Annotated in this window: 3 protein-coding genes; 2 read left to right on the top strand and 1 reads right to left on the bottom strand. The window is 71.0% G+C overall.

Annotated features, from left to right (window positions below; genetic code table 11):
- Positions 1 to 51: 51 nt before the first annotated feature.
- On the top strand, positions 52 to 477 hold the full coding sequence (locus J1M39_RS11890) for a carboxymuconolactone decarboxylase family protein (RefSeq protein WP_020625039.1): 426 nt from the start codon (positions 52 to 54) through the stop codon (positions 475 to 477).
- 68 nt (positions 478 to 545) lie between these two features.
- Here the strand turns inward: J1M39_RS11890 and J1M39_RS11895 are convergent, their stop codons facing one another.
- Complete coding sequence (locus J1M39_RS11895) at positions 546 to 1172, bottom strand: DUF4352 domain-containing protein (protein ID WP_129867092.1); 627 nt, start codon at positions 1170 to 1172, stop codon at positions 546 to 548.
- A 449-nt stretch (positions 1173 to 1621) separates the two neighbouring features.
- Between J1M39_RS11895 and J1M39_RS11900 the strand changes: the two genes are divergently transcribed.
- Positions 1622 to 2974, top strand: a complete 1353-nt coding sequence (locus J1M39_RS11900) for an NAD(P)-binding domain-containing protein (RefSeq protein WP_020624472.1) — start codon at positions 1622 to 1624, stop codon at positions 2972 to 2974.
- Positions 2975 to 3093 lie beyond the last annotated feature (119 nt).

A 3093-nucleotide genomic window follows, 5' to 3' on the forward strand; every position in this document is an offset into this window, starting at 1 on the left:
CTCCCGCCCTGCCCCGCACGACGACGCCCCCACCACGAGGAGAGACTGCGCATGAGCGCCGAGCAGCCCATCGGGCACGACATGGACCGCACCTCCCAGGAGGTGCTCGACGCGGGCATGGCCGTGCGCCGCGAGGTCCTGGGCGACGCCCACGTGGACCGCGCCGAGGCGAGGAAGGACGCCACCACCGAGGACTTCCAGAACCTGATCACCCGCTACGCATGGGGGACGATCTGGACGCGGCCCGGTCTGGACCGGCGGATGCGCTCAGCCGTGACCATCTCCGCCATGGTGGCCGGCGGCTACTGGGACGAGTGCGCCATGCACCCGCGCGCCGCCCTGCGCAACGGCCTGACCCGGGAGGAGATCCAGGAGATCCTCCTGCAGACCGCGGTCTACGCCTCCGTGCCGGCGGCGAACATCGCGTTCAAGCTCGCCCAGGAGGACGCCGACCTCGCCGAGGGCAGGCCGCTCTGAGCGCAACGTTCACAGCGCGCACGAGGCCCCATGCCCGGGAAGGACATGGGGCCTCGTCTGCGCGCTGATCAGTCGAGCTCGACGACCACCGGCTGATCGAGGGAGAGGCCGCCCCCGGAGACCTTGACCTGGGTGATCTCGGTCCCTGCCGGAACGTCGAACCACAGGTAGCCGCTGGCCACGTTGCCCGGGTTGGTCGGCTCGATGTTCATGCCGTTCTCGGTGCCGTAGATCGATGCGTCCGTGCTGTAGCTGTACTCGGCCCCGTCTGCGCTGACGAGCTTCACGCTGTCGGCGAAGAACGTCCGCTCCTCCTTGGCGTTGTTCTTCGCGCTGATCTGCACGGGCACGAACTCGCCCTGGGCCTCCGTGGAGAAGCCGGACGGGCCGACGCTCGCGACGGGCGTATCGACCGACTCAACGGTCGTGGCCCAGTCGCCCACGGTGAACTCCTGGCCGAGGCCGACCTTGGCTGCCTCGTCGCTGGAGCTGGTCTCGCCCTGGGAGGCGGCCTCTCCGCCCCCCTCCGAGGTGCTGTTCGAACCGCCGCCCATCATGGAGGCGAGGACGGCGATCACGATCAGGGCGAGCAGGCCGATCAGGGCGTACTTGAGACACCCCCCTTTCTTCTTCGCGGGGGGCTGCACGACATTGCCGTTGGCGTCGTAATACACAGGATTGCTCTTGCGGGCCACGATGCTCCTTCGGGAGGGCGCAGTGATGTCACATGCCGTTGTGGCCAACGGCTGCCATGCACGGCGCGTGAATTGAGTAATGAATGATGGGAGTATCGCATGCCGTAGAGGAAGCTGGGAGTACTCCCCGGAGCATCGCGTTCCAGCTGGCCCAGGAGGTCTTCGCCCGGCACGATGCCGACCTTGCCGACGCCGGGTCCGGCGTCGTGCTGGGCATGTGGGACCCGGCCGGCCTCCTCTACGGCCTCGGACTCATGGCCGTGGCGGCCGTGACCCTTGTCCGCCGCGCCCCGTTCGGCGGGTCGATCATGGTGCGGGTGGCCCGCTGCACTTGTGACCCTTCTGGCGGCCGTTCCACCCCGGAGAAGGGTCAGAACCGCAGTCGATTCGCGGGGGCCGGTGCTACGGTCGGGCCGAGCCGCCCCACCCCCACTCTCGGAAGGACACCCATGCGTGAGCGCGTCGCCCTGATCGGAGCCGGCCCGTCCGGCATGGCCCTGCTGAGGAGCCTCGCCCTGGCCGAGGACGCGGGGGCGGCGGTCCCGGAGGTCGTGGCGTTCGAGCGCCAGGACGACTGGGGCGGCCAGTGGAACCTGGACTGGCGCACCGGCGCGGACCGCCACGGCGAGCCCGTGCACTCCGCCATGTACCGGGACCTGTGGATCAACGGGCCCAAGGAGTGCATGGAGTACCCGGACTACCCGTTCGATGCGCATTTCGGCCGCGCCGTGTCCTCGTACCTCCCGCGGGAGGCCATGCGGGACTACATCGTGGGCCGGGTGGCCGAGGTGGCCGGGCGCATCCGCCCGCAGATCCGGTTCGCCACGGCCGTCCGCTGGGTGCAGCCGCTCGACGACGGCGGGTTCGGGGTGACCTCGGAGGACCTGGTCACGCGCGAGGCCGTCACCGAGCGGTTCGACCGCGTCGTGGTGGCCACCGGGCACTTCCACACCCCGCACCTGCCGTCCTGGCCCGGCGTGGAGACCTTCCCCGGGCAGGTCCAGCACGCCCACGACTACCGAAGCCCGGAGCCGTACACGGGCCGTCGCGTGCTCGTGGTGGGCTCCTCCTACTCCGGGCAGGACCTGGCCCTGCAGCTGCACCGCGCCGGCGCCGCCCACGTGACCACCGCCTACCGTGCCCGCCCGCAGGACATCGCGTGGCCGGCCGGCATGGACGAGGCCCCCGAGGTGCAGGGGTTCGACGGTGCGGAGGTCACCTTCGCGGACGGCTCCACCGCCGAGTACGACGCCGTGCTGCTGTGCACCGGCTACCGCCACCACTACCCCTTCCTGCCGGGCGAGCTGGCGCTGGCCGGCCCGAACCTGCTGGCCCCGTTCGGGCTGTGGAAGGGCGTGGTCTGGCACGCCGACCCGCGCGTGCTCTACCTGGGTGCCACCCAGCAGCTGTTCACCCTGACGCTCCTGGACGCGCAGGCCTTCTTCGCCCGCGACGTGCTGCTCGGCCGCGTCCCGGTGCCCGGCGATGAGGAGCGTCGGGCCGACATGGACGCCTGGTTCGAGCGGATGACGCGGATCGACGGGCCGCCGGCCGCGCTGGCCTACCAGGGCGCGTACATCCAGGACCTGTCCTCCCACACGGACTGCCCGGAGGTGGACGTCGAGGCGGTGGCCCGCACCTTCCTCGAGATGCGCGACGCCCGGATCGAGGACGTCCGGACGTTCCGCGACCGGCGGCACCGCTCGACCGTGACCGGCACGCTGGCCGCGGCGCACCCGGTGCCGTGGATGGACCGCCCGGACGACTCCCTCGAGGAGTACCTCCGCCGCTTCCCGGCCTGACCCCCCACCCTGCCCTTCCCGTTCCGAATCCACTGCACTTCCGACCCTTCTGGCGGCCGTTCCGGGCCTCAGAAGGGTCAGAACCGCAGTCGATTCGCGGGGGCGGGTGCTGGTGCTGG

This window comes from Micrococcus sp. KRD077, from assembly GCF_017168505.1.
Taxonomy (GTDB): Bacteria; Actinomycetota; Actinomycetes; order Actinomycetales; family Micrococcaceae; genus Micrococcus; species Micrococcus luteus.